General features: G+C 70.9%; 17 protein-coding genes. 10 read left to right on the top strand and 7 right to left on the bottom strand.

Features of this window, described 5'->3' with window-relative positions; translation table 11 throughout:
* Positions 1-14: 14 nt before the first annotated feature.
* From ACFW9D_RS04940 to ACFW9D_RS04920, 5 genes are all read right to left on the bottom strand, one after another.
* Positions 15-1,313, bottom strand: coding sequence for a cation:proton antiporter (locus ACFW9D_RS04940; protein WP_384617810.1), 1,299 nt, complete (start codon positions 1,311-1,313; stop codon positions 15-17).
* Positions 1,314-1,317: 4 nt separating this feature from the next.
* Positions 1,318-1,803: a cation:proton antiporter regulatory subunit gene (locus ACFW9D_RS04935; RefSeq protein ID WP_188335287.1), complete on the bottom strand. Its 486-nt coding sequence runs from the start codon at positions 1,801-1,803 to the stop codon at positions 1,318-1,320.
* 84 nt (positions 1,804-1,887) lie between these two features.
* A complete protein-coding gene (locus tag ACFW9D_RS04930) occupies positions 1,888-3,438 on the bottom strand; it encodes an ATP-dependent DNA ligase (RefSeq protein ID WP_384617807.1) in 1,551 nt (516 codons plus the stop codon).
* Positions 3,439-3,728: 290 nt separating this feature from the next.
* A complete protein-coding gene (locus ACFW9D_RS04925) occupies positions 3,729-4,925 on the bottom strand; it encodes a serine protease (RefSeq protein WP_188336458.1) in 1,197 nt (398 codons plus the stop codon).
* A 285-nt stretch (positions 4,926-5,210) separates the two neighbouring features.
* The gene (locus ACFW9D_RS04920; RefSeq protein WP_188336457.1) at positions 5,211-6,434 is read right to left on the bottom strand and encodes a serine protease; all 1,224 of its coding nucleotides are present in this window, start codon (positions 6,432-6,434) and stop codon (positions 5,211-5,213) included.
* A gap of 633 nt (positions 6,435-7,067) precedes the next feature.
* On the opposite strand from ACFW9D_RS04920, the gene ACFW9D_RS04915 reads away from it, so the two are divergent.
* From ACFW9D_RS04915 to ACFW9D_RS04895, 5 genes are all read left to right on the top strand, one after another.
* On the top strand, positions 7,068-8,729 hold the full coding sequence (locus tag ACFW9D_RS04915; RefSeq protein ID WP_384617803.1) for a diaminobutyrate--2-oxoglutarate transaminase family protein: 1,662 nt from the start codon (positions 7,068-7,070) through the stop codon (positions 8,727-8,729).
* A gap of 112 nt (positions 8,730-8,841) precedes the next feature.
* Entirely contained in the window at positions 8,842-11,091 is a 2,250-nt protein-coding gene (locus tag ACFW9D_RS04910; protein WP_384617801.1) for an IucA/IucC family protein, read from the top strand.
* Positions 11,092-11,282: 191 nt separating this feature from the next.
* Positions 11,283-12,089, top strand: a complete 807-nt coding sequence (locus ACFW9D_RS04905) for a GNAT family N-acetyltransferase (protein ID WP_384617798.1) — start codon at positions 11,283-11,285, stop codon at positions 12,087-12,089.
* Between the two features lie 42 nt (positions 12,090-12,131).
* Positions 12,132-14,132: an IucA/IucC family protein gene (locus ACFW9D_RS04900; RefSeq protein ID WP_384617796.1), complete on the top strand. Its 2,001-nt coding sequence runs from the start codon at positions 12,132-12,134 to the stop codon at positions 14,130-14,132.
* A 40-nt stretch (positions 14,133-14,172) separates the two neighbouring features.
* Positions 14,173-16,170, top strand: coding sequence for an ATP-dependent DNA helicase (locus ACFW9D_RS04895; protein ID WP_384617793.1), 1,998 nt, complete (start codon positions 14,173-14,175; stop codon positions 16,168-16,170).
* A gap of 195 nt (positions 16,171-16,365) precedes the next feature.
* Here ACFW9D_RS04895 and lexA read toward each other — a convergent pair whose 3' ends face one another.
* A complete protein-coding gene (lexA, locus tag ACFW9D_RS04890) occupies positions 16,366-17,151 on the bottom strand; it encodes a transcriptional repressor LexA (RefSeq protein ID WP_188336452.1) in 786 nt (261 codons plus the stop codon).
* 516 nt (positions 17,152-17,667) lie between these two features.
* On the opposite strand from lexA, the gene nrdR reads away from it, so the two are divergent.
* Both nrdR and ACFW9D_RS04880 read left to right on the top strand, forming a co-directional pair.
* The gene (gene nrdR, locus ACFW9D_RS04885; RefSeq protein ID WP_188336451.1) at positions 17,668-18,213 is read left to right on the top strand and encodes a transcriptional regulator NrdR; all 546 of its coding nucleotides are present in this window, start codon (positions 17,668-17,670) and stop codon (positions 18,211-18,213) included.
* Positions 18,214-18,348: 135 nt separating this feature from the next.
* Entirely contained in the window at positions 18,349-21,243 is a 2,895-nt protein-coding gene (locus tag ACFW9D_RS04880; protein WP_188336450.1) for a vitamin B12-dependent ribonucleotide reductase, read from the top strand.
* Between the two features lie 142 nt (positions 21,244-21,385).
* On the opposite strand, the gene ACFW9D_RS04875 is transcribed toward ACFW9D_RS04880, so the two are convergent.
* Positions 21,386-21,922: a TerD family protein gene (locus ACFW9D_RS04875; RefSeq protein ID WP_188336449.1), complete on the bottom strand. Its 537-nt coding sequence runs from the start codon at positions 21,920-21,922 to the stop codon at positions 21,386-21,388.
* Positions 21,923-22,093: 171 nt separating this feature from the next.
* On the opposite strand from ACFW9D_RS04875, the gene ACFW9D_RS04870 reads away from it, so the two are divergent.
* The 3 genes from ACFW9D_RS04870 to ACFW9D_RS04860 all read left to right on the top strand — a co-directional run bounded on the left by ACFW9D_RS04870 (position 22,094) and on the right by ACFW9D_RS04860 (position 24,371).
* Positions 22,094-22,699, top strand: a complete 606-nt coding sequence (locus ACFW9D_RS04870) for a YdbC family protein (protein WP_188336448.1) — start codon at positions 22,094-22,096, stop codon at positions 22,697-22,699.
* A 91-nt stretch (positions 22,700-22,790) separates the two neighbouring features.
* Positions 22,791-23,450: a histidine phosphatase family protein gene (locus tag ACFW9D_RS04865; protein WP_384617787.1), complete on the top strand. Its 660-nt coding sequence runs from the start codon at positions 22,791-22,793 to the stop codon at positions 23,448-23,450.
* 12 nt (positions 23,451-23,462) lie between these two features.
* Positions 23,463-24,371 (top strand): ADP-ribosylglycohydrolase family protein, encoded by a 909-nt coding sequence (locus tag ACFW9D_RS04860; RefSeq protein WP_384617784.1) that lies wholly within the window; start codon positions 23,463-23,465, stop codon positions 24,369-24,371.
* The last annotated feature ends 72 nt before the right edge of the window (positions 24,372-24,443 follow it).

Below are 24,443 nucleotides of genomic sequence, written 5' to 3'. Positions count from 1 at the left end.
CGGCCCCGGGGGGTTCAGGCGCGGGTCGCCCCGTCCGAGGCGTCCACCGCGGCCGGTTCCTCCGCCGCGGGCTCCTCCGCGAGCTTCTCCGCGGCCTGTTCCTTCGAGGGGCGTGCCTCCGGCACGGCGGAGGCCGGCACGGGCACGGCCCGCGGGGCGCGCTGCTTGAACAGACGCTGCGCGAGCGGCTCGGTGAACCGCGCGGTCAGCGGGCCCACGATCACCAGGATCAGCACGTACGCGGTCGCCAGCGGGCCGAGCCGCGGCTCGATCCCCGACGTGACGGCGAGACCCGCGATGACGATCGAGAACTCGCCGCGCGCCACGAGCGCGCCGCCCGCCCGCCAGCGGCCCTTGACGGAGATCCCGGCGCGGCGCGCCGCCCAGTACCCCGTGGCGATCTTCGTGCAGGCCGTGACGACGGCCAGGAGCAGCGCGGGCAGCAGCACCGGAGGGATGCTCGCCGGGTCGGTGTGCAGCCCGAAGAACACGAAGAACACGGCGGCGAACAGGTCCCGCAGCGGGGAGAGCAGCGTGTGCGTGCCCTCGGCGACCTCGCCGGACAGCGCGATGCCCACGAGGAACGCGCCGACGGCGGCCGACACCTGGAGCTGCTGGGCGATCCCCGCGACCAGGATCGTCAGACCGAGGACCACCAGGAGCAGCTTTTCCGGGTCGTCGCTGGAGACGAAGCGCGAGATGTGCCGCCCGTAGCGGACGGCGACGAACAGGACGAGCCCGGCCGCGCCCAGCGCGATCGCGAGCGTCATCCCGCCCGCCGCCCAGCCGACCCCGGCCAGCAGCGCCGTGATGATCGGCAGGTACACCGCCATGGCGAGGTCCTCGAGGACGAGGATGCTGAGGATCACCGGCGTCTCGCGATTGCCGACGCGACCAAGGTCGTTGAGCACCTTCGCGATGACGCCCGAGGACGAGATCCACGTGACGCCCGCGAGCACCACGGCGGCGACCGGACCCCAGCCCATCAGCAGCGCGGCGGCGGCGCCCGGCAGCGCGTTGAAGGTCATGTCGACGAGGCCGGCCGGGTACTGCGTCTTGAGGTTCGTGACGAGGTCGCTCGCCGTGTACTCGAGCCCCAGCATCAGCAGCAGCAGGATCACGCCTATCTCGGCGCCGATCGCGACGAACTCCTCGCTCGCGCCGAGCGGCAGCAGCCCGCCCTCGCCGAACGCGAGACCGGCCAGCAGATACAGCGGGATGGGGGAGAAGCGCAGCCGCCCCGCGATCCGGCCGAGGAGGCCGAGCGCCAGGATGATCGCCCCGAACTCGATCAGGAAGACAGCGGAATGCATCCGATCACTCCCGACCCAGGATCGTGGCCGCCGCCTCGACGCCCTCGCGGGTGCCGATGACGATGACGGTGTCCCCGCCCGCGAGCCGGAAGTCCGGCGCGGGGGACGGGATCGCGTCCGCGCGGCGCAGCACGGCCACGATGGACGCCCCGGTCTCCGTGCGCATCTGCGTCTCGCCGAGCAGCCGCCCGTTCCAGTACGAGGTCGCCGCCACCTCGATGCGCTCGGCGACCAGGCCCAGGTCCGTGGTGTGCAGCAGGTTCGGGCTGTGGTGCGAGGGCATCAACGCGTCGATGAGCGCCTCGGCCTCACCCGACGTCAGTTTCAGCGACAGGGAGCAGGCGTCCGGGTCGTCGGCCTGGTACGCGCTGAGGGTGCGGCCGCCGTCCCGGTGGGCGACGACCGACAGCAGCCGTTGCTCGCGCGTCGTCAGGTCGTAGCGGATGCCGATTCCTGGCAATGGTGTCCTGCTCAGGCGTGAAGCGGGCACGTCTCCCCCTGCGAATGGATGTCGGATGCACCTTGTTCGGCGCTCGGGACACCTTATACGTGCCATGTTTTGGCAAAGAAACGGTCAGGCGTCGGAGGGTCGGTCCCGCTGGGCGAGGACGGTCTCCACGGTGTCCGCCTGCTCGGGCGCCTTGTCCTCCCGGTACCGCACCACCCGCGCGAAGCGCAGCGTGACGCCCTCCGGGTAGCGCGTGGACCGCTGCAGGCCGTCGTACGCGATCTCGACGACCAGTTCCGGACGCACCGTCACCACGTGCCCGTCGTCGGACAGGGCGAGCGCGCGCAGCCGCTCGGTCTGCCAGTCGAGGAGCGCGTCCGTCAGCCCCTTGAACGTCTTGCCGAGCATCGCGTACGAGCCGTCGGCGCGCCGTGCCCCCAGGTGGAGGTTGGACAGCCGGCCGGTGCGCCGCCCGTGCCCCCACTCCGCCGCGAGCACCACCAGGTCGAGCGTGTGCACGGGCTTCACCTTCAGCCAGGACGCGCCCCGGCGGCCCGCGCTGTACGGCGCCTCGAGTCCCTTCAGGACGACGCCCTCGTGGCCGCGCTCCAGCGTCGCCGCGAAGAACGCGTCGGCCGCGGACCGCTGTTCGGCGTCCGACTCGTCCTCCACCACGAGGCGGCGCACCCGCATCGGCTCCGGCACCAGACCGGCCAGCCGCTCGTGCCGCCGCGCGAACGGCAGATCCAGCAGGTCCTCCCCGTCCACGGACAGGACGTCGAAGAAGACGGGGGCGACCGGCACGGCCGCGGCCGCCCGCGCCACGTCGACCCGGGAGCCGACCCGGCCCGCGATCTCCTGGAACGGGCGCGGCCGCCCCGCCGCGTCGAACGCGATGACCTCCCCGTCCAGCACGAACGACGTCCCGTACAACGCGCGCGCCGCCGCGGTCACTTCGGGCAGCCGGTCCGTGATGTCGTCCAGGGTGCGCGTGAAGATCCCCACCTCGTCGCCGGAACGGTGCACCTGCACGCGGATGCCGTCGAGCTTCTCCTCCACCGCGCACGCCCCGAGCTTGTCCAGGCCCTCGCCGACCGACCCCGCGGTGTGCGCCAGCATCGGCAGCACGGGCCGGCCCACCGTCAGGCGGAAGTCCTCCAGCGCGGCCGGGCCCCGCGCCAGCAGCGCCTGCGCCACCGGCTGCACCCCGCCGGCCAGCATCACCGCGCGGCGCACCTCGGCGGGCGCCGCGTCCGTGGCCTTCGCCAGCCCGTCGATCGCCACCGCGTCCAGCGCGCCCTGACGGACCTCGCCCGTCACGAGCCCGAACAGGAACCGCTGCTCCGGCTCCGTCGCCGCGCCGAGCAGTTCCCCGACGAGCCGCGTCCGCTCCGCCTGCGAACCGGCGCCCGAGACGTCGCCGATGACGGTGAGCGCGGCGTCCACGTCCTGGACCGTGAGCCGGGGCTCGGCCGCGGGCTCCACCCGCCGGCTCAGCACCCGCCACCCGATCCCGAGCCTCCCCTGGGGCAGCCGCCCCGCCAGGTACGGGATGACGATCGCCACGTCGTCCGGATGCGTGTCCCGGAACAGCTCCGCGAGCAGCTCGATCTTCCGGGACCGCGCCGAGGCGGCGGCAACCTCCTGAGACACCTGAGCGAGCCGTGCCAGCAACATCCGTCCATGGTCCTACGGGCCCCTGGCCCACCGCATGTCCTGCGCGGCGCCACCCTCCTCACGCTGCGCGACCGCTGCGGCCCGGTGGGGCTTCCCGCGCAGTTCCCCCCCCCCCCCAAGGGGGGCGGGGGCCCCCCGGCCTCCCCGCCCTGGCCGGGCCGCCCCCCCCGGCCCCCCCCACCCCCGGGGGGCCCCCCCCGTCGGCGCGGGGGGCGGGCCCTCCTGTCTGTGTCGGAAGTCGTACGCCAACCGGTCGGCCGTCACTGCCCGACCGGCTGCCGTACCGCTCGCTACTGGCTGCCGTACTTCTCGCTCATGGTGTCGAAGACCTGCTTGGCCTCGTCACCGAGCTGCGGTCCGGCCAGCCACGTGTTGTCCGCCGGGCCGATCGAGGTGTTCGACACCAGGACCGTCTTGCCGCCGCGGACGCGGAACCAGCCACCGCCGGAGGAGCCGCCCGTCATCGTGCAGCCGATGCGGTACATGGTCGGCAGCGTCGGCTCGAGCGACAGCCGGCCCGGACGGTCGAGGCACTTGTGCATCAGCAGACCGTCGTACGGCGGCGCGGCCGGGTAGCCCCAGGCGCCCATCGAACCGACCGACTGCACGGACGGCTTGGTGAAGTCGACGTCGAGCGCGTTCCCGACCGTCTCCTCCAGGGACTTGGTGCCCTGCTCGGGCTTCACGTGCAGCACCGCGAAGTCGTACGGGGCGCCCTCGCCGCCGGTCGGACCGCCGCCGTTGATCCACTCGTTCGAGGTCGACGCCCAGTCCGCCCAGTACGAGCCGTACGGGGCGATCTCCTGCTGCGTCGCGTTGCGCAGGGCGTCGGCGGACTTGCCCATGTCGTTGTAGGACGGCACGAACATGATGTTGCGGTACCAGCCGCCCGCCGAACCGGCGTGCACGCAGTGGCCCGCGGTCCACACCAGGTTCGAACGGCCCGGGTTGCGCGGGTCCTTGACGACCGTGCCCGAGCAGACCATCGAGCCCTCGGGGGAGTCGAAGAAGACCTTGCCGACCGGCGCGGCGTTCTCGTGGTACGGCGTCTTCTCCGGACGGGCCTGCACCGGGGACGGGTCGGGGTCGGAGACGCCCTGGTCGTCGGCGTAGTCCTTCGCCGCGATCGTCTTGTTCGGATCCTTCGCGGACTTCATCCGCTCCGGCTTCCACAGCCCGTCGATGACCGGGTTCACGAAGTCCTTGGCTTCGCGCAGCCAGTCGTCCTTGCTCCAGTTCTTCCAGGCACCGTCCTTCCACTTGTCGGGGTCGATGCCGTGCTCCTTGAGCCGGTCGGCGATGTCCCCGGGCAGCTTGGCGCCGTCGGAACCCTGCGACGCGCCGGCGGCGGGCTTGCCGCCCGCGGCGTCGTCCTTGCTGTCGTTGCAGGCCGTGGCGGTCAGTGCCAGGACCACGGCGAGTCCGGTCACGGCGAGAGCGCCGCGACGCCCCCGCGCGCGCGTGGCGGACGGACGTATGGAACGCATGGTGCGAGTACCCCCGAGTGGAAAACGTGCGTCGGACCCGGCGGCGCGACCCGCCGTCGACGCGAAACTGTCATGAGCGTGTCATGAGCGGAGCGCATGTCCCTGTGGACCCGCTGTGACACAGCACCCCACTATGCCTGTGAGGTCGAGGACGAACTGCGGCGGGGTGGTGAAGGTTTCCCCACTCCCGCCGAAGATCCGGACGAACCGCCGGACGAACCGGCCGGGGCGGGCCCGGGCAGCGCTTTCACCGCCGCCCGTGGCCCACCGCGAACCGGAAGGCTGCTACTGCCCGGCGTACTTCTTGCTCACCGCGTCGTAGATCCCCTTGGCCTCCTTGCCCAGGCGCGGACCGGCGAGCCATCCCGAAGTCACCGGGCCGATCGAGGTGTTGGACACCAGCGCCGGCTTGCCGTCGGAACCCTGGCCGACCCAGCCACCACCGGACGAACCACCGGTCATCGTGCAGCCGATGCGGTACATCGTCGGGTCCGTGTCGTTCAGCGACAGCCGGCCCGGCTTGTCGGCGCACTGGTACAGCTTCTGGCCGTCGTACGGCGGCGCCGCCGGGTAGCCCTTCGCGGTCAGCTGCGCGATCTCCGGCACCGCCGGGGCGTTGAAGTTCACCGGAAGCGCGGAACCCACCGTCTCCTCCAGCGACTTGCCCGTGCTGCCCTTCTCCGGCGTCACGTGGATCGCGGCGAAGTCGTACGGAGCACCCTCACCACCGGTCGGACCGCCCTGCTCGATCCACTGGTCGGAGGTCTGCGCCCAGGAACCCCACCACACGCCGTACGGGGCGACCTCGCTCTTGGCGGCACCCTGCAGCTGGTCCGCCGACTTGCCGCCGTTGTTGTACGAGGGCACGAACGCGATGTTCCGGTACCAGCCGCCGTTCTTGCCCGCGTGGACGCAGTGGCCGGCCGTCCAGATCATGTTCGACTTGCCGGGGTGCGCCGGGTCGGTCACGACCGTGGCCGAGCACACCATCGAACCCTCGGGCCCGTCGAAGAACAGCTTGCCCGCGTACGGAGCGCTGTCGTGGTACGGCGTCGCGGCAGCGGCGGCCCGCACCGGCTTCGGCGTCGGGTCGGTCACACCCTGGTCGCCCGAGATGTCGTTGTCGTCGACCTCGTGGTCCGGGTTCTTGTCCGCGTCCCGCATGCGGTCCGAGTCCCACAGGCCGTCGATGATGGGATTGACGAAGTCCTTCGCCTCACGAAGCCACTTGTCCTTGTCCCAGTTCTTCCACTCGCCGCCCTTCCACTTGTCCAGATCGATCCCGTGCTCCTTGAGCCGGTCCTTGATGTCGTCCGGAACCTGGATGCCGTCACCCTCCGCGGGCGCGGCGGCCGTCGGCTTGCTGTTCGCGTCGTCCTCGGTCGGACCGCACGCGGTGGCGGTCAGCGTGAGGACGGCGCCGAGCGCAACAGCCGCCACCACGGGGGTCGTTCTCCCGCGCGCACTCCCTGCGCGGCGAGCGGCGAACAGCGGGCGTGTGGGTCGCATGTCGTGAATCCCCCTGGGCTTCGTCATCGTGCACTGCCGTACTCGTGCGGGGGACGGGCGCCTTGAGTCCCTCCCCGAACGGCACCCCACACTATGCCGGTGCCGTCGGAGCCGACCGACGGATCCGCAACGGTTCGGCTACAAGGCGAGCACCCCCGTCAACCGCCCCTCACGCCCGCTGTGGCCTGCGCTTCCCTCGCTCCGACGCACCCCGGCCCGACCTCGGAACGGCCCCGGCGGCGGCCGTCGGCCCGCGTTCGCGCAGGACCAACTGGGACCGAGCGGCACCAAAGCGGCACCGAGGCGGACGGAGCCCGAGCCGTACACGGCTGACCGTCGAGGGGGCGCGGAGGCCGGGGCGAGTCGTTCGGCGGCGAGGGGTGGTGTGCGGGCCACCCCCTACGCCGCGTGACGGCGGCGTGACAAAGGTCTCGTCATTCGTCGATGCACGACCCGTGTTCCTCGCGCCCTCCCGTCGTTGGTACGCACGGGGGATTCGCAGTCGGCGCGCAGCCCTCGGTCCGTCCCGGCCCGGCGCCCGGACAGCCGCAGGAAGCGCGCACCGCTGCGTGCCGCCCACAGGTGAGCCGACGACCCGTGTCGGCCGTACGCCCAGCGGGAGGACCAGCAGACGTGGCCGTGACCGATCCTTCGCCCGTGCCGGCGGCCGCCCCGCACGACGCGGCGGCGCGCGGAGCAACCGCGCGCGGCACCACCGAGCACGAGGGAATCCTGCGCCGCCAGTCCGCGCGGGAGTCGGCCGCGCGCACCTACGCGCGTGCGCTGCCGATCGTGCCCGTACGGGCACGGGGGCTCACCATCGAGGGCGCCGACGGCCGCCGCTACCTGGACTGCCTCTCCGGAGCCGGCACGCTCGCCCTGGGCCACAACCACCCCGTGGTGCTCGAAGCCATCCGCGGCGTCCTCGACTCCGGGGCCCCACTGCACGTCCTCGACCTGGCCACCCCGGTGAAGGACGCCTTCACCACCGAACTGTTCCGCACCCTGCCGCCCGGCCTCGCCGACCGCGCCCGCATCCAGTTCTGTGGCCCCGCAGGGACGGACGCCGTGGAGGCCGCGCTCAAACTCGTCCGCGCCGCCACCGGCCGCACCGGCCTGCTCGCCTTCACGGGCGCCTACCACGGGATGACCGCGGGAGCGCTGGCCGCGTCCGGCGGCGCGACGGACGTCCGCGTCACGCGCCTGCCCTATCCCCAGGACTACCGCTGCCCCTTCGGCGTCGGCGGCCCCCGCGGCGCCGAACTCGCAGCCCACTGGACCGAGTCGCTCCTCGACGACACCAAAGCGGGAGTGCCCCAGCCGGCCGGGATGATCCTCGAACCCGTACAGGGCGAAGGCGGAGTGATCCCGGCCCCCGACGCCTGGCTTCGCCGCATGCGCGCCATCACCGAGCAACGCTCGATCCCCCTCATCGCCGACGAGGTGCAGACGGGCGTCGGCCGCACCGGCGCCTTCTGGGCCGTCGACCACAGCGGGGTCGTCCCCGACGTCATGGTCCTGTCCAAGGCGATCGGCGGCAGCCTCCCCCTTGCCGTCATCGTCTACCGCGACGACCTGGACGTCTGGCCCCCGGGTGCCCACGCCGGCACCTTCCGCGGCAACCAACTCGCGATGGCCGCAGGCGCCGCGACCCTGTCCTACGTCAGGGAGAACGACCTCGCCGCCCGCGCTGCCACCCTCGGCGCCCGCATGCTCGACCAACTGAACGCATTGGCGAAGGAGTTCCCGTACATCGGTGACGTCCGCGGCCGGGGGCTCATGATCGGCGTCGAACTGGTCGACCCCGACCCGTCCTCGGGCGGGCCGACGTCCGGCCCTGCCTCTGCTTCGGCCTCCGCCCATGCCTCCGCGTCCCCGTCCGCGCCCGCGCCCAGGAATGGGCTCGAAGGCCGGAGTCTCCACCGGGGCGGCGCCGGGGTTCCTGCGCAGGGTGGTGGCGCGGACGGACGGGACGGACGGGCTCGCAATGTGCGGGGCGGAGATGTGCGCGGCGAGGAACTGCGCGACGGCGACCTGTTCCCCTCCAGACCTGACCACTCCGAGGACCCGCTCTTCGCGAATCGCCGCGCGCCGCGTCCGGGCGCACCCGGCATCGCCGGCGCCGTACGCGACGCCTGTCTGGAACGCGGGCTCATCGTCGAACTCGGCGGACGGCACTCCAGCGTCGTACGTCTCCTGCCGCCGCTGACCATCACCGATGAGCAGGCCGCTGCCGTCATCGACCGGCTCGCGGACGCCTTCGCGGCCGTCGCCCGAGCCCAGCACCTCACCTAGCCGGAGCCGGCCGAGCCCCCAACGGCCTGCCTCGACCCATCGCGGAATCGGCACACCGGACCGACCGGACCACCGCATCACGGAGCCCACCACCCCACGCGAGGAAGCCCCCTTGAACGCGACTCCCGCCTCCGACGGCCGTCCCCGACCCTCCGCAGGCGCCTGCGACACGCAGTCCCCCCACGCCATGGCCCGGGACACCGTCCCCCGCCAGAAGACCGCCGACGGCCAGGACGGAGACCGGCCGCGCACCACCTCCGGCGGCACCGACCTCCTGGAAACCCCCGGCGCCACTGACCTCCTGGAAACCTCCGGCGCCACCGACCTCCTGGAACACACCGACGCAGCAACCGCCGCCCAGGCGGCCGCAATCGAGAACCTGCTGCGCTGCTGGGTCCGTGAGAACGACATCGCTCCTCCTTCCCGCGGCCCGCTCCGCATCCCCCTGCCCGCGAGCGGCACCGCACTCCTCGTCCCTGTCCACTACTGGTCACCCACCGGCTGGCACCGCTTCGGCCTGCCCCGCCTGGAGAACGGCCCCCGCTCCGCGCCGTACGCGGACGCCGTCACCCTCGCCGCCCTGCTGAGCCGTGAATCCGGGCCCGGCGCGGAAGGCTCCGCCATCGACGCCTCGGCCGACGACTCCGGAGACAAGACGGCGGCCGGTGCGGAAGCGCAGGCAGGGCAGGTCGTCACCTCGGCGACGGGGCCGGCGTCCGCGTCGGTGGCGACGCCGGAAGCCGATGGGGGCGCGTCCGGAGCAGCTTCTCTTCACGCCGAGCAGCCCGTGACTGCCCCGTCGTCCGACCTGCTCCCCGGCGACCCCGGCCCCGTACCGTCCGGTGACGGCAGCGATCTGGTCGGCCGGGTCGCCGACTCGGTCCGGCGCACCGCCGAATTCATCGCCGACCGACGTGCCCGGCCCGTCGACGTCCTGGACCGCTTCCTCGCCGGCGAACAGTCACTGCTTCTCGGACACCCCCTGCACCCCACCCCGAAGAGCCGCGAAGGCCTCTCCGAAACCGAAGGGCGCCTGTACTCACCCGAAGTGCGCGGCTCCTTCCCCCTCCACTGGATCGCCGTCTCACCCGACGTCCTCGCCCAGGACTCCGCCTGGACCGAACGCGGCCGTCCTGTCACCGCCGCAGACCTGACCTCTCAACTCGCCGGCACCGAACTGCCGCTGCCCGCGGGCTGGGCCGCGCTGCCCGTTCACCCTTGGCAGGCACGAGAGTTCCAGCACCGCGCCGACACCACGGCCCTGTTCGACTCCGGCCTGCTGCGCGACCTCGGCCCCCACGGTGACGCCTGGTATCCCACCTCCTCCGTCCGCACCCTGTACCGCCCCGACTCCCCGGCGATGCTCAAGCTCTCCCTCGGCCTGCGCATCACCAACTCCCGCAGGGAGAACCTCCGTAAGGAACTCCACCGGGGCGTGGAGGTCCATCGACTTCTCCGCACCGGACTCGCCGCGCAATGGCGTGCCGCGCACCCCGGCTTCGACATCGTCAGAGACCCGGCCTGGCTCGCCGTCGACGCGCCGTCCGGCACACCCGTGCCCGGACTCGACGTGATGATCCGCAACAACCCCTTCGGCCAGGGCGACGCCTGCTGCGTCGCCGGCCTCGTCTCCCCGCGTCCTTCGACCCGTGCCTCCGCACCTCTCTCTACCGGTCTGTCCACTGATCTCTCCGCCGGTCTCCCGTCCGGCCGCGTGGAAGACCGGTCCGAGGGCCACCCGCTGAGCTCCCGCCTCGCCGACCTCGTCACCGGCCTCGCGGCGCGCACCGGCAGATCCCTCGGAGCCGTCTCCACCGAGTGGTTCCTGCGCTACCTGGAACATGTCGTGCGCCCTGTGCTCTGGCTCGACAGCGAGGCTGGCATTGCCCTCGAGGCCCACCAACAGAACACTGTGCTCCTACTGGACCCCGACGGCTGGCCGGCCGGCGGGCGCTACCGCGACAACCAGGGCTACTACTTCCGAGAGTCCCGGCGCGTCGAGCTCGACCGCAGGCATCCCGGCATCGGGCAGCGCAGCGACACCTTCGTCTCCGACGAGGTCACCGACGAGCGCTTCGCCTACTACCTCGGCATCAACAACGTCCTCGGTCTCATCGGGGCCTTCGGCTCCCAACGGCTCGCGGACGAACGCCTGTTGCTCGCCGCCTTCCGCCGATTCCTCGAAGGCGCTGCCACCGGACCCGACCGCTTGCGCAGCCCGTTCCCCAGCCGGCTGCTCGAGACGACCACCCTGCGGTGCAAGGCGAACCTGCTCACCCGGCTCCACGGCCTCGACGAGCTCGTCGGCCCGGTCGACACCCAATCCGTCTACGTCACCATCACCAACCCTCTCCTTTCCTGAGGGGGCGCACCTTCGCGAGCGCTCTCCCACTCCCTCTCGCTCCATCCCTCCGTCTCTGTCCTCTGTCTCCGTTCCTTCCGCCGAAGAACTCCCGGTGCTCCGAAGACTCGGGGCACCGGACGCAGCCTCGGCGAAGCAGCTCTTCTGCGGCCGAAGCCCGCACCCCACTCACTGTCCGAGAGGAACCCGCCGTGCCCCCGACCGATGCGAGCACCGACGCCGGCACCACCCCCACCGCCGATCCGGCCGTCACCGCATCCCGCGCGGAGGACGAGGACGGCCGGGACACCGTGGACCTGCGGCTCCCCGACGAGCTGCTGGGACTCATCGCCGAGCAGGACAGCGCCCTGCCCGCGGCCCGGCCCGTCGGCGAGCAGCGGTCGAGCCCGGACCCGCTGCCGCCGCTCCAGCACGACCTGCTCGACAACGTGGGGGAGTGGGGCCCCGCCGCCACACCCGCAGGTGTCTTCCAACTCGTGCCGGTGCGGCTCGAACGGGACCTGGACCTCATCAGCCGATGGATGAACGACCCGGCCGTGTCGGCCTTCTGGGAACTGGCGGGCCCGGACACGGTCACCGCGGAACATCTGCGCCCGCAGCTCAGGGGCGACGGCCGCAGCGTCCCCTGCCTCGGCGTCCTGGACGGCACCCCGATGAGCTACTGGGAGATCTACCGCGCCGACCTGGACCCGCTCGCCCGGTACTACCCGGCCCGTCCCCACGACACCGGTATCCATCTGCTCATCGGCGGGGTCGCCGACCGAGGGCGAGGTCTCGGCACAGCCCTGCTCACGGTGGTCGCGGACCTGATCCTCGACCACCGGCCCTCCTGCGCACGTGTCGTAGCAGAGCCCGACATCCGCAACACCCCTTCCGTCTCAGCCTTTCTGAGCGCCGGCTTCCGTCTTTCCGCCGAGGTCGACCTGCCGGACAAACGGGCCGCGCTCATGATCCGTGACCGAACTCTGCGCTCCGTGCTGCGAGCCGATCACTTTTAGTACACCGCTCACCCCGATCCGGTTCCCTCGCGAGGAGTCCCCGTGCCGAATCCGTCCGACGCCCCGAGTTCCACCGAGCCGCACGTGCTGTACGACCCGCCCGAGCTGACGCGTGAGAACTGGGGCCGGGCGGGTGCGCGGCTGGTCGCCAAGCTCATCGCCGAATTCAGTTACGAGGAGATCCTCAGCCCGACACCCGTCGACAGCCCCGCCCGGCCGTTCGGGCAGAGCGCCTCCACCGAGACCCTCCCCACCGAGGGTGAACCCACCGAGACCATCCCCACCGGCGGTGACCCCACCGTCGGTGGCCCCACCGACGGTGAACGCACCGACCCGGCGGAGACCGGCCACCAGCCCTACGCCCTGACCGTGCCCGCCGGTTCCACGTCAGGTGACGACGCGATCCTCCACTTCCGCGCCCGACGCGGCGCCTACGGCAGTTGGCAGGTCGACCCGGATTCCCTGACCTGGGCGTCCGATGAGACGGACTCGGCGACGGGCGAGCCCGGGCGCCCCGCCACCGACCCGTTGGACTTCGTCGTCCGAGCCCGCGACCTCCTCGGTCTGGACGGCACCACGCTCGGGCACCTCATCCGCGAACTGACCGTCACCCTCGCCGCCGACGCCCGCCTCGACCACACCGCGCTCAGCGCCGCGCAGCTCGCCGACCTCGGATACGCCGAGCTCGAGGGGCATCAGACCGGTCACCCCTGGCTCGTCCTGAACAAGGGCCGCCTCGGCTTCTCCGCCTCTGACGCGGCCCGCTGGACCCCCGAGGCCCGACACCCCACGACCCTCCCCTGGATCGCCGTCCACACCAGCCTCGCCACATATCGCGGAGTGGCAGGACTCGCATCGGCGGATTCCCTCTACTCCCGCGAACTGGACGCACCGACAAGGGAACTGTTCGACCGGACTTTGCGTGACCGGGGCCTGGACCCCGGCGACTACCTCTGCCTGCCCGTCCACCCCTGGCAGTGGGACGACATCGTCCTGCCGCTCTTCGCACCCGCCGTCGCCGACGGCACCATCGTCCCGCTCCCGTGCGACGGCGACCTGCGACTGCCACAGCAATCCATCCGTACCTTCCTCAACACCAGCCGCCCCGAGCGGCTCACGGTGAAACTGCCGTTGTCGATCCTCAACACCCTTGTATGGCGCGGGCTCCCCACGGAACGCACCATCGCGGCGCCGGCCGTCACCACTTGGATGCGGACACTGCGCGACGCCGACCCCTTCCTGAGGGACGAGTGCGGCGTCATCCTGCTCGGCGAGGTGGCCTCGGTGACCGTCGAGCACCCCTTGTACGACCGGCTCGACGAAGTCCCCTATCAGTACAAGGAGCTCCTGGGCGCGATCTGGCGCGAGCCGGTGACGCGCCACCTGGCCGCGGGGGAGCGGGCCCGGACGCTCGCCTCCTTGTTGCACACCGACCCCCAGGGACGCGCCTTCGTCGCCGAGCTGGTGGAGCGTTCAGGACTCGACCCCAAGACCTGGCTGACCCGGCTCTTCACAGCCTTGCTACCGCCCCTGCTGCGCTTCCTCTACCACTACGGCACGGTCTTCTCGCCCCATGGAGAGAACGCCATCGTCGTGTTCGACGAACAGGACGTCCCGGTCCGCCTCGCGGTCAAGGACTTCGTGGACGACGTCAACATCAGTGCCGAGCCGCTGCCCGAGCACGCGGCGATGCCCGAGGACGTACGCGAGGTCCTGCTCACGGAGCACCCCGACTTCCTGACACAGTTCATCCACTCAGGACTCTTCGTGGGCGTCTTCCGCTACCTGGCGCCGCTGTGCGAGGAGCAGCTGGGCGTGCCCGAGCACGCGTTCTGGTCGCTGGTCCGGGCCGAGATCCTGCACCATCAGGCGCGCTTCCCGGAGCTCAAGGACCGGTACGAGATGTTCGACCTGCTCACTCCCCGTATCGAGCGGCTGTGCCTCAACCGCAACCGTCTGCACCTGGACGGCTACCGCGACCGCGCCCACCGGCCGCACGCCGCCGTGCACGGCACCGTGGCCAACCCCCTGCACCAACCGTGATCGCGGGATTGTCAGTGGTGCCGTTTAGGGTGGTCGAGCTATGACGAAGCCCTCACTCCCCGAGCTCCTGCACGCCGCCGTCACCGCCGTCGGCGGCACGGAGCGCCCTGGCCAGGTGACCATGGCCGAGACGGTCGCCGAGGCGATCGACGACGGCTCCCATCTGCTGGTCCAGGCCGGCACCGGTACCGGAAAGTCGCTCGGCTATCTCGTGCCGGCGCTGGCCCACGGGGAGCGCGTGGTGGTCGCCACGGCCACACTGGCGCTGCAGCGCCAGCTCGTCGAGCGGGATCTGCCGCGCACCGTGGAGTCCCTGCACCCGCTGCTGCGGCGCCGGCCCAACTTCGCGATGCTCAAGGGCCGGTCGAACTATCTGTGCCTGCACCGCCTTCACGAAGGAGTGCCGCAGGAAGAGGAGGAGGGCCTCTTCGACCAGTTCGAGGCGGCCGCTCCGACCAGCAAGCTCGGCCAGGACCTGCTGCGGATGCGGGACTGGGCGGACGAGACGGAGACGGGCGACCGGGACGACCTGACCCCCGGCGTCTCCGACAAGGCCTGGTCCCAGGTCTCCGTCTCCTCGCGGGAGTGCCTGGGCGCGTCGAAGTGCGCGTACGGCCAGGAATGCTTCGCCGAGATGGCCCGGGAGCGGGCCAAGCTGGCCGACGTCATCGTCACGAACCACGCGCTGCTCGCGATCGACGCCATCGAGGGCGCGCCGGTCCTGCCGCAGCACGAGGTGCTGATCGTGGACGAGGCCCACGAGCTGGTCTCCCGGGTGACCGGAGTGGCGACCGGAGAGCTCACTCCGGGCCAGGTCAACCGCGCGGTGCGCCGCGCCGCCAAGCTCGTGAACGAGAAGGCGGCCGACCAGCTCCAGACCGCTGCCGAGGGCTTCGAGCGGCTCATGGAGCTCGCGCTGCCGGGCCGCCTCGAGGAGATCCCCGAGGATCTCGGATACGCCCTGATGGCACTGCGCGACGCCGCCCGCACTGTGATCACGGCGCTCGGTTCCACGCGGGACAAGTCCGTCCAAGACGAGGACGCGGTGCGCAAGCAGGCGCTCGCCTCCGTGGAGACGATCCACGACGTCTCGGAGCGGATCACGAACGGGTCGGAGTGGGACGTCGTCTGGTACGAGCGCCATGAGCGCTTCGGCGCCTCCCTGCGGGTCGCCCCGATGTCGGTGTCCGGGCTGCTCCGCGAGAAGCTCTTCACCGACCGCTCCGTCGTCCTGACCTCGGCGACCCTGAAGCTCGGCGGTGATTTCAACGGGGTGGGGGCGTCGCTCGGCCTGGCCCCGGAAGGCACGCACGGAGACGACCTGCCGGAGTGGAAGGGCCTCGACGTCGGCTCGCCCTTCGACTACCCGAAGCAGGGCATCCTCTACGTCGCCAAGCACCTGGCCCGCCCCGCGCGCGAGGGCACGCGCTCCGACATGATGGACGAGCTGGCGGAGCTGATGCAGGCCGCCGGCGGCCGCACGCTCGGCCTGTTCTCCTCGATGCGGGCCGCCCAGGCCGCGGCTGAGGAGCTGCGCGCACGCATCCCCGAGTACCCGATCCTGCTGCAGGGCGAGGACACTCTCGGGGAGCTGATCAAGGGCTTCGCAGCGGACCCCAAGACCTGCCTGTTCGGCACGCTGTCGCTCTGGCAGGGCGTGGACGTCCCGGGCGCCAGCTGCCAGCTGGTCGTCATGGACAAGATCCCGTTCCCGCGCCCCGACGACCCGCTGATGAGCGCCCGCCAGAAGGCAGTGGAGGACGCGGGGGGCAACGGGTTCATGGCCGTCGCCGCGACCCACGCCGCCCTGCTGATGGCGCAGGGAGCGGGCCGGCTCGTCCGGGCCACGGGCGACCGCGGTGTCGTCGCTGTCCTCGACCCGCGCATCGCGACGGCTCGCTACGGCAGCTATCTGCGGGCCTCGATGCCCGACTTCTGGTACACGGTGGACCGCAACCAGGTACGCCGCTCGCTCGCGGCCATCGACGCCGCGGCGCAGGCCGGCGAGAAGGCCGGATCAGAGGCCGACGAGGAGTAGACGCGCAGGCCAGGCAAGCGCGGCCGGATCCAGGTCGCCGTACCACTCACGGCCCGGAACGGCCGCCCGGTGTGTGCGAGCGGCTCCAGGCCTCATACACCTGCGAGCCGAGCCCGAGGTGTTCGATCGGGAATTCGGACAGTGCAGGGCCCCGGAACCGGCGCAGTTGGTTCCGGGGCCCGGTCAGGGAGTGCGTCAGACGCGGCGCAGAACGGCCACGACCTTGCCGAGGATGGTCGCCTCGTCGCCGGGGATCGGCTGGTACGCGGCATTGTGCGGGAGCAGCCAGACGTGGCCGTCCTCGCGCTTGAAGCGCTTGACCGTGGCCTCCCCGTCCAGCATGGCGGCGACGATGTCCCCGTTCTCCGCGACGGGCTGGCGGCGGACGGTCACCCAGTCCCCGTCACAGATCGCTGCTTCGATCATCGAGTCACCGACGACCTTGAGGACGAAGAGCTCACCGTCACCGACCAGCTGCCGGGGGAGCGGGAAGACGTCCTCGACGGACTCCTCGGCGAGGATCGGGCCACCGGCGGCGATCCGGCCGACCAGCGGCACGTACGACGCCGCGGGCTTGCCCGTCGTGTCCGTGGGCTGCGTGCTCGGCTGGTCGGAGCCGCGGACCTCGTACGCGCGCGGACGGTGCGGGTCGCGGCGCAGGAAGCCCTTGCGCTCGAGAGCCATCAGCTGGTGCGCGACGGACGACGTGCTGGACAGGCCGACCGCCTGGCCGATCTCACGCATCGACGGCGGGTACCCACGCCGCTGCACCGAGTCCCGGATGACCTCGATCACGCGGCGCTGCCGGTCCGTGAGGCCCGTGCTGTCCGCGCGGATTCCTGGGGGCCGACCGGGCAACGAGCGCCCTGGCTTGGGGCCCTCCTGGGCCATGGCGGCGTCATTCATGGCATGCACCGGCTCGAGTCGGCCCTGGGCGCGGCCCTGGGCAGTGATGGTGGCACTGTCTGCGGTCGTGGTCACGTCGGTGGGCCCCTCTCGAGAATGTCTCCCTAGCTAGCCAACGGTAGTTCCTTTCGAAAGGTTGCGCCAAACACACGTTCGAGTGAAAAACCGTAGATTACTTGTCGTGATCATGTGCTCGGGTGTATGGCTACCGCTGTCGGAGTGAGGCATTTCGGCTCAATCCGGTACGCTTCACCGCCGGGGTCGAGGACCTCTCCGTGGGCTGCATCAGTCTGCCATCCGCACCTCGGTCGCTCGGCCGTGACCCCCGTTTTCCGTACCCGCGAACCCGCGGGCGCCTGCGTTCAGGGGCGCCGCGCGGCCTCGTGGGGCCCGAAACGGCGCCGCGACACGCGTAGGGCCGATTAGGCGGCCAAACCCCAGATGTAGTGGTTGGATTGCCTCGGCAGCCCAGAAGTTGTGGTCCCGCGTCCATCGGGGCCGTGGCCATCGCCTATGCTTGGGGCTGCTTCGGGAGGTGCGACCAGCCCTTTCGAGGCTATCGAGTCGTGCCGTGAAGGAGGGTTGGAGTTCATGCACTGCCCCTTCTGCAGGCATCCCGACAGCCGTGTCGTCGACAGCCGCACCACCGACGACGGCACGTCCATCCGCCGGCGCCGTCAGTGCCCGGACTGCTCCCGTCGTTTCACGACGGTGGAGACCTGCTCACTGATGGTGGTCAAGCGGAGCGGCGTGACGGAACCCTTCAGCCGCACCAAGGTCATCAACGGCGTCCGCAAGGCGTGCCAGGGGCGTCCGGTGACCGAGGACGCCCTCGCCCTGCTCGGCCAGCGGGTCGAGGAGGCGGTGCGCGCCACCGGAAGCGCCGAGCTGACCACTCATGACGTGGGCCTGGCCATACTGGGACCGCTGCAGGAGCTGGACCTCGTGGCCTACCTGCGATTCGCGTCCGTGTACCGGGCGTTCGACTCGCTGGAGGACTTCGAGTCGGCGATCGCGGAGCTGAGGGAACAAGCGCCCGGCGCGACGGCGGACGACGCGGGCAGGGATTGCGCAGAGAGTGAGAGCGGGACCGGCGGGACTGTCGAAGTCCCCGTGCCCGCCCACGCCGCCGACTGACGGCCCACGGGCCGACGGCGGCATCCAGAGACCTGTTGCGGGCGGCGAAAGCGGCACCGCAATACAAGACACACACCGTGCCACGGGAAGATCGAGGCACTTTAGGGCGTTTTAGCCCGATATATGGGAGGCGGCATGACAGAGACGGCGAGCGGCCCGGCACGAGGTTCCCGCGCGAAGGGTTCCAAGGCCACCAAGGGTCTGCGTATCGAGCGCATCCACACCACCCCCGGCGTGCACCCGTACGACGAGGTGGAGTGGGCGCATCGCGACGTCGTCATGACCAACTGGCGCGACGGCTCGGTCAATTTCGAGCAGCGTGGCGTCGAGTTCCCCGACTTCTGGTCGGTGAACGCGGTCAACATCGTCACCAGCAAGTACTTCCGCGGTGCCGTCGGCACTCCGCAGCGCGAGGTGAGCCTCAAGCAGCTCATCGACCGCATCGTGAAGACGTACCGGAAGGCCGGTGAGGACTACAAGTACTTCGCCTCGCCCGCCGACGCCGAGATCTTCGAGCACGAGCTGGCGTACGCCCTCCTGCACCAGATCTTCAGCTTCAACTCGCCGGTGTGGTTCAACGTGGGCACGCCGCAGCCCCAGCAGGTCTCCGCCTGCTTCATCCTGGCCGTCGACGACTCCATGGAGTCGATCCTCGACTGGTACAAGGAAGAGGGCATGATCTTCAAGGGCGGCTCCGGCGCCGGCCTGAACCTCTCCCGCATCCGTTCCTCCAAGGAACTGCTCTCCTCCGGCGGCAACGCCTCGGGGCCCGTCTCCTTCATGCGCGGTGCCGACGCCTCCGCAGGAACGATCAAGTCGGGCGGCGCCACCCGCCGCGCGGCCAAGATGGTCATCCTGGATGTCGACCACCCCGACATCGAGGACTTCATCGAGACCAAGGTGAAGGAAGAGGAGAAGATCCGCGCCCTGCGCGACGCGGGCTTCGACATGGACCTGGGCGGCGACGACATCACGTCCGTCCAGTACCAGAACGCCAACAACTCGGTGCGCGTGAACGACGAGTTCATGAAGGCCGTCGAGTCCGGTGGCAAGTTCGGCCTGCGCGCCCGTATGACCGGTGACGTCATCGAGGAGGTCGACGCCAAGTCGCTCTTCCGCAAGATGGCCGAGGCCGCCTGGGCCTGCGCCGACCCGGGCATCCAGTACGACGACACCATCAACCACTGGCACACGTGCCCGGAGTCCGGCCGCATCAACGGCTCGAACCCGTGCAGCGAGTACATGCACCTGGACAACACGTCCTGCAACCTCGCCTCGCTGAACCTGATGAAGTTCCTCAAGGACGACGGCAAGGGCAACCAGTCCTTCGACGTCGAGCGCTTCGCCAAGGTCGTCGAGCTCGTCATCACCGCGATGGACATCTCCATCTGCTTCGCCGACTTCCCGACCGAGAAGATCGGCGAGAACACCCGCGCCTACCGCCAGCTCGGCATCGGCTACGCCAACCTGGGCGCCCTGCTCATGGCGACCGGCCACGCCTACGACTCGGACGGCGGCCGCGCCCTCGCCGGCGCCATCACGTCGCTGATGACCGGTACCTCGTACAAGCGCTCCGCGGAGCTCGCCGCGGTCGTCGGCCCCTACGACGGCTACGCGAAGAACGCCCAGCCGCACCAGCGCGTCATGAAGCAGCACGCCGACGCCAACACCGCGGCCGTCCGCATGGACGACCTGGACAGCCCGATCTGGGCCGCCGCCACGGAGGCCTGGCAGGACGTCGTCCGCCTCGGCGAGAAGAACGGCTTCCGCAACGCGCAGGCGTCCGTCATCGCCCCGACCGGCACCATCGGTCTCGCGATGTCCTGCGACACCACCGGCCTCGAGCCCGACCTCGCCCTGGTCAAGTTCAAGAAGCTGGTCGGCGGCGGCTCGATGCAGATCGTCAACGGCACCGTGCCGCAGGCCCTGCGCCGCCTGGGTTACCAGGAGGAGCAGATCGAGGCGATCGTCGCCCACATCGCCGAGCACGGCAATGTGATCGACGCCCCGGGCCTCAAGCTCGAGCACTACGAGGTGTTCGACTGCGCCATGGGCGAGCGCTCCATCTCCGCGATGGGCCACGTCCGCATGATGGCCGCCATCCAGCCGTGGATCTCGGGCGCCCTCTCCAAGACCGTCAACCTGCCGGAGACGGCGACGGTCGAGGACGTCGAGGAGGTCTACTTCGAGGCCTGGAAGATGGGCGTCAAGGCGCTCGCCATCTACCGCGACAACTGCAAGGTCGGCCAGCCGCTCTCCGCCAAGAAGAAGGAGGACGAGAAGGCCGAGGTGACCGCGAAGGCCGAGGCGACGATCCGCGAGACCGTCGAGAAGGTCGTCGAGTACCGCCCGGTCCGCAAGCGTCTGCCCAAGGGCCGCCCGGGGATCACCACCTCCTTCACCGTCGGTGGCGCCGAGGGCTACATGACCGCCAACTCCTACCCGGACGACGGTCTCGGCGAGGTCTTCCTGAAGATGTCGAAGCAGGGCTCCACCCTCGCGGGCATGATGGACGCCTTCTCCATCGCCGTCTCGGTCGGCCTCCAGTACGGCGTGCCGCTGGAGACCTACGTCTCTAAGTTCACCAACATGCGCTTCGAGCCGGCCGGCATGACGGACGACCCGGACGTGCGGATGGCGCAGTCGATCGTCGACTACATCTTCCGCCGCCTGGCGCTCGACTTCCTGCCCTTCGAGACGCGCTCCGCGCTCGGCATCCACTCCGCCGAGGAGCGTCAGCGCCACCTGGAGACGGGCTCCTACGAGCCCACCGAGGACGAGGTCGACGTCGAGGGCCTGGCCCAGTCCGCGCCCCGTGCGCAGGAGCTGAAGGCGGTCGAGACGCCGAAGGCCGCGGTCGCCGCCGAGGTGCCCGCCCCGAAGCAGGCGCACACCAGCGCCGAGCTCGTCGAGATGCAGCTGGGCATCCAGGCCGACGCCCCGCTCTGCTTCTCCTGCGGTACGAAGATGCAGCGCGCCGGATCCTGCTACATCTGCGAGGGCTGCGGCTCCACCAGCGGCTGCAGCTGAACCGGCGGCCCGGGACTGACGCGGCGGCCGTGAGAACGCGCCGCCGCGCAGGTCCCTGAGCGGCACACGAAGAGGGAGTCGACCCATGGTCGGCTCCCTCTTCGCCGTCCGCGGCGAACCCGCCGGCGCCCGAGTGCGCGGACTAGAGCGCGCCCATCGCGGCGGCGAACGAGGTGAGGTCGCCGTCGAAGCCGTGCACCGTGTCGTGGAACGACCACTCGCCGTCGGCCCCCCGCACGAACTCGGCCACGGTCGCAGCCGAGCATCCGTGCACCGAGGCGAAGTCGTGGAGCGCCAGCTCCGTGTACCCCTCCCGTATGCGCACCGCCGTGCTGGTCACGTCCCCGAACACCTTGGTCCGGTCCGTGCCCTCCTCGCCCTGCTGGATCGCCACCCCCACGACCACGCGCGCGTAACGCGGTGCCAGACGCTCCAGTTCGAGCGTCATGACCTCGTCGTAGCCGAAGCCCTGACCCGTGCGGCTGTCCCGGTCGAGCGTGATGGTGCCGTCCGGCGAACGGCTGTCGAAGTGCACGACGTAGTCGGGATCGCCGTGCGGCGCGTCGCTCGTGTACGTCGCCGCCACGAGGTCCAGATCATGGGGAGGCGAGCCGATCGGGCTCGGGTCCCACTTCAGTCCGACCTCGATCTTCTCGATCCCCTTGCGCAGGCTGCTCACCGAACTCCCCCTTCTCGGCGCGATGTTTGAGTGCTACCGACACGCTACGTCGTCCCACCGACAACAGGGGGACCGACCGTTCGCCGTCGGCCACTCACGCGCGCCCTCCGAAGTCCCCGCACTACAGCCGAGAGTGACGCCACGTCATGCGCCGCGCCGTACGATGAGGCGGTGCTGGTCAAGTGGATTCGCTGCACCGTGGTGGACCGTCGGGGGTTCGAGCGGGGACAGCGGAAATGGGCGGGGCTTCTCGGGGAGCCGGGGTTCAGGGGACAGGGCGGAGGCTGGAGCAGGCGTCGGTCCGACGTGGCCCATGTGTTCGGCTTCTGGGAGAGCCGGGCCTTCTACGACTCCTTCATGGCGCGGTCCCACGACCGGCTCGCCGCGGCGCAGTCCGGCACGTTCAAAGACATACAGGTGAAGCTCTTCGACTACAGCTTCGACGTGAAGACCGGGTTCGAGGCCAAGTTCACGGACGCGGACGTCGTGCGGGTGGCACACCTCAAGGTGCACGCGGAGCGGGCGGAGCACTTCACCTTGATGCAGCAGAAGGTCTGGAACCCGGCCATGGCCGGCTCGCCCGGCATGATCCGCGGGCTCTTCGGAGAGGCGCCCGGCGACGAGTTCCTGGTCCTCTCCATGTGGCGCTCCGAGGCGGAGCGCGGCAAGTACCAGGTGAACAGGGTGGAGCGGCTCTCCGCGCGGGCCCAGACGGAGACCGACGTCCTGGACGTGAGCGGCGACATCGTCGGACTGGAGCCGAGCTGGACGGTGTGAACGCGCCCCCACGCGCGCGTGCCCTGTGATCTACGCCGGATGGAGCCCGTACGGGTGCTCGGAACCGGCCGGGTCGATCTACTGTCTTGGCATGGCACGACCACGGCGCATCGTTCTGGTCCGGCACGGCGAGTCCGAGGGAAACGCGGACGACACCGTGTACGAACGCGAGCCCGATCACGCGCTGGCGCTGACCGAGAAGGGGTGGAGCCAGGCGGAGGGCACCGGCCGCGAGCTGCGTGACCTCTTCGGTGACGAGCGGGTGAGCGTCTACGTCTCGCCCTACCGGCGCACGCACCAGACGTTCCGGGCGTTCCGCCTGGATCCCGGTCTCGTACGGGTCCGGGAGGAGCCGCGACTGCGGGAACAGGACTGGGGCAACTGGCAGGACCGCGACGACGTGCGGCTCCAGAAGGCGTACAGGGACGCGTACGGGCACTTCTTCTACCGCTTCGCGCAGGGAGAGTCCGGGGCTGACGTGTACGACCGTGTCGGCGCCTTCCTGGAGAGCCTGTACCGGAGCTTCGAGGACCCCGGGCACCCGCCGAACGTGCTGCTGGTGACGCACGGGCTCACGATGCGGCTGTTCTGCATGCGCTGGTTCCACTGGAGCGTCGCGGACTTCGAGTCGCTGTCGAATCCCGGGAACGCGGAGACACGCTCGCTCGTTCTCGGGGAGAACGGCAAGTACACCCTGGACCGGCCGTTCGAACGCTGGCGTGAACCTGAGCCCTATGGGGTCACCGGTTAGAGTGGCTTTGCGATGATCGCTGATTCCTCTCCCGAAGGGCGCGTGGACCGCGCCCTGTCCAGCCTGCGCGGCCTCTCCGTGGGGGACGCGCTGGGATCACAGTTCTTCGTCCCGGAGAACTATCCGCTGCTCAAGCGCCGTGACCTGCCCGACGGCCCCTGGCAGTGGACCGACGACACCGAGATGGCCTGCTCCGTGGTGGCCGTCCTGGCCAGACACTGCCGGATCGACCAGGACGACCTCGCCCGGTCGTTCGCAGAGCACCATGACTTCGACCGCGGGTACGGCCCCGCGGTCAACCGGCTGCTGAGGCTGGTCCGCGAGGGCGGCGACTGGCGGGAGCTCGCCTCGGCGCTGTTCAAGGGCCAGGGCTCGTGGGGGAACGGGGCGGCGATGCGGATCGCCCCGCTCGGCGCCTACTACGCCGATGACCCCGAGCAGGCCACCCACCAGGCCGAGATCTCGGCGTACCCCACGCACCAGCACCGTGAGGCGGTCGTCGGCGCGATGGCCGTGGCCGCGGCGGCCGCCCTGGTGGCGGCTCCGGCGGGGCCGCCCGCCCCGGGCGACCTGCTGGACGGAGTGATCGCGCTCGTGCCGCGCAGCGCGGTGGGCGCCGGGCTGCGCCGGGCCCGGGACATGCTCGACTACGGGGACCCGGGGACGGTCGCGGCGGTGCTCGGCTGCGGGCGGCGGACCTCGGCGCACGACACCGTGCCGTTCGCCCTCTGGTCGGCCGCCCGGGGGCTCGGCGACTACGAGAGTGCCTTCTGGAGCACCGCCCAGGTGGGCGGTGACGTGGACACGACCTGCGCGATCGTCGGCGGGATCGTCGCCTCCAGCCCTGCGGGTGCTCCTCCGACCGCCTGGCTGGAAAGAACCGAAGCCCTACCGGACTGGGCCACGGACCGGAAGGCGTAGACCGCTCCGGAAGGTCTTGTTCTCGGGCGCCGCTCGCGTACGGCGCCGGTGGGGGTGGGGGGGGGGGGGGGG

Source organism: Streptomyces sp. NPDC059524 (assembly GCF_042749255.1).
Taxonomy (GTDB): Bacteria; Actinomycetota; Actinomycetes; order Streptomycetales; family Streptomycetaceae; genus Streptomyces; species Streptomyces xanthii.
The sequence above is the reverse complement of the archived record's forward strand: the minus strand, read 5'-3'. Positions and strand labels throughout refer to the sequence as shown.

Excerpts from the sequence above, each read along its gene's own strand:
- ACFW9D_RS04930 (WP_384617807.1), bottom strand. The coding sequence starts at position 3,438 with ATGTTGCTGGCACGGCTCGCTCAGGTGTCTCAGGAGGTTGCCGCCGCC.
- ACFW9D_RS04865 (WP_384617787.1), top strand. The coding sequence starts at position 22,791 with ATGGCACGACCACGGCGCATCGTTCTGGTCCGGCACGGCGAGTCCGAG.
- ACFW9D_RS04940 (WP_384617810.1), bottom strand. The coding sequence starts at position 1,313 with ATGCATTCCGCTGTCTTCCTGATCGAGTTCGGGGCGATCATCCTGGCG.
- ACFW9D_RS04925 (WP_188336458.1), bottom strand. The coding sequence starts at position 4,925 with ATGCGTTCCATACGTCCGTCCGCCACGCGCGCGCGGGGGCGTCGCGGC.
- ACFW9D_RS04860 (WP_384617784.1), top strand. The coding sequence starts at position 23,463 with ATGATCGCTGATTCCTCTCCCGAAGGGCGCGTGGACCGCGCCCTGTCC.
- ACFW9D_RS04895 (WP_384617793.1), top strand. The coding sequence starts at position 14,173 with ATGACGAAGCCCTCACTCCCCGAGCTCCTGCACGCCGCCGTCACCGCC.
- nrdR (WP_188336451.1), top strand. The coding sequence starts at position 17,668 with ATGCACTGCCCCTTCTGCAGGCATCCCGACAGCCGTGTCGTCGACAGC.
- ACFW9D_RS04920 (WP_188336457.1), bottom strand. The coding sequence starts at position 6,434 with ATGCGACCCACACGCCCGCTGTTCGCCGCTCGCCGCGCAGGGAGTGCG.
- ACFW9D_RS04880 (WP_188336450.1), top strand. The coding sequence starts at position 18,349 with ATGACAGAGACGGCGAGCGGCCCGGCACGAGGTTCCCGCGCGAAGGGT.